2 protein-coding genes and 1 pseudogene are annotated in these 1,820 nt (G+C 57.1%); 1 reads left to right on the top strand and 2 read right to left on the bottom strand.

What is annotated here, in order from left to right; genetic code table 11:
• On the bottom strand, positions 1-353 hold a 353-nt coding region (locus EOB59_RS34620; RefSeq protein ID WP_164895852.1), incomplete at its 3' end, for a hypothetical protein.
• A gap of 176 nt (positions 354-529) precedes the next feature.
• On the bottom strand, positions 530-748 hold the full coding sequence (locus EOB59_RS34615; protein WP_128178017.1) for a hypothetical protein: 219 nt from the start codon (positions 746-748) through the stop codon (positions 530-532).
• A gap of 99 nt (positions 749-847) precedes the next feature.
• On the opposite strand from EOB59_RS34615, the pseudogene EOB59_RS34610 reads away from it, so the two are divergent.
• A pseudogene (locus EOB59_RS34610) lies at positions 848-1,529 on the top strand (IS6 family transposase).
• The last annotated feature ends 291 nt before the right edge of the window (positions 1,530-1,820 follow it).

The following is a 1,820-nucleotide window of genomic DNA, read 5'->3' as shown; positions in this document are numbered from 1 at the left end:
CCTGTAAATTCCAGTACAGAATTTGCCTCGCTGGCGATTGCCGTGCCCGCAGCCAGCGACAGATCATTCAGACTCGCGTAGGAGACCGGAGCCTGGCCCCGCTCGGCCGGGACAGCTTCGGCCTCGGCATCGAAATTGAACTGCGCCGAATGAGGCTTTTCGTGCGGCGCAGCGAGGCCGGTGGCGCCTTTTCTTACTTCGATGAGCGCCCCATGGTCGTTTTGCTCAAACATTGCAGCATTGGCGACGGCAGCGCCCTGCCCACTTAAGACAATGGCTTGCGTCGAGATCACGATTGCCACTTTCGCGAGCAACTTGTTACTATTTAATACAATAGATGGACTGGAGCACATGCGAGACATTCCCTATACCTGTAGGCGCTATTGATATGTGCGCGATAATTATATTTTGCTGATCATATCGGTGGCAATTTGTTCAACAGCCTTTTTATGCTTGTGTTCTGTGTTGGTTTTTTGCCAATCGTTTGGAGTTGTGTCAAATATTGATTGGTTCCAGTTGTAATGTTGTATTATGTTTCATTGGTAATCTTTGGTGTCGATTTGGCCAAAAGTGCCCCGCGCGCCATACCGATCGGCAGTTTGAACAGCCGGTCGGCGGAGTTGCTCCTCGCGGTGGCATCGCGGAAGTCGCTCAGTACAAAGCTGGCCCTCAGATTCTCAGATTCGCGTGTGGCCAGATTGGCTATAGCAGTAGCCGTCCGGCTGGCCCGCAAGGTATTCGCGCCCATAAGGTCTGCTCGGCAGCCAGGTCGTGTGATGTGGCCAATGGAACTGGATGGGTACCGTGGCCTTAACTCGGCGTGAAGGTCGGCGTCGTAGGCCGCGCCATGGCCGAACGTCCTGCCGACCCCGCCAGTCATCTTTACAAGCGCCATCGCTTTCCGGCTGAAATCATCAGCCATGCGGTGTGGCTCCACTTCCGCTTTCCGCTCAGCCTTCGCCATGTCGAGGACATTCTCGCCGTACGCGACATCGCGGTCTCCCTCTCCAGACCGTGGGTGAATGGGCAGCCAAGTTCGGAGCCGGCAAATGGCACCTCGATGGGATGGTCGTTTCCATCAAGGGCAGGAAACACTGGCTGTGGCGAGCGGTCGATGCAAACGGCCATGTTCTCGACGCCCTTGTGCAAAGCCGAAGAGGCCGTAAAGCTGCGCTGAGGCTGCTGCGAAAGCTGCTCAAGCAACAGGGCATCGCGCCACGGTCATGATTACAGACAAGCTTCGTTCATATGGCGCGGCAAAGAACGAACTCATGCCCGGCGTGGAACATCGATCCCACAAAGGGTTGAACAACAGGGCGGAGAATTCTCATCTTGCCGTTCGAAGACGGGAACGGACGATGAAGCGGTTCAAGTCGAGCCGGCAATGTCAGCGCTTCGTTTCCATCCACCGACCGATAGCAAATCTCTTCCACTATCCGCGCAACCTTTCACCTCAGCCCAGTATCGCAAACTTCGAACGGGCCTCCATGGAAACATGGAGCCGGATTGCCATGCCGACGATCGGGTGAAAACGGCGCTCGAGCTCCGCACGCTTCATTCCGTAACCGGGGCAAAACCGGTGGCGGACGCGGCGTTATGACTCGGGTGTATCGGGTTAGAGTGGGTGTCGGTTTGGCGGGCGGCGTGATTCTGTCAGGCCATGGCGGAGCCACCAGATTCTCGAACGCCGACCCCTGCGGACCTGCTCGACATGATCCTGCAGTTGCGGGCAGAGGTCGCCGGGCTTCGCGCCGAGAATGCGGCTCTGAAGGATGAGATCCGGCGTCTGAAAGGTCTACCGCCGCGCCCGACGCTGAAGC

This window comes from Mesorhizobium sp. M7A.F.Ca.MR.176.00.0.0 (assembly GCF_004023165.1).
GTDB lineage: Bacteria > Pseudomonadota > Alphaproteobacteria > Rhizobiales > Rhizobiaceae > Mesorhizobium.
Note: the sequence above shows the minus strand (reverse complement) of the source record. Positions and strands in the feature narration are given on the sequence as shown.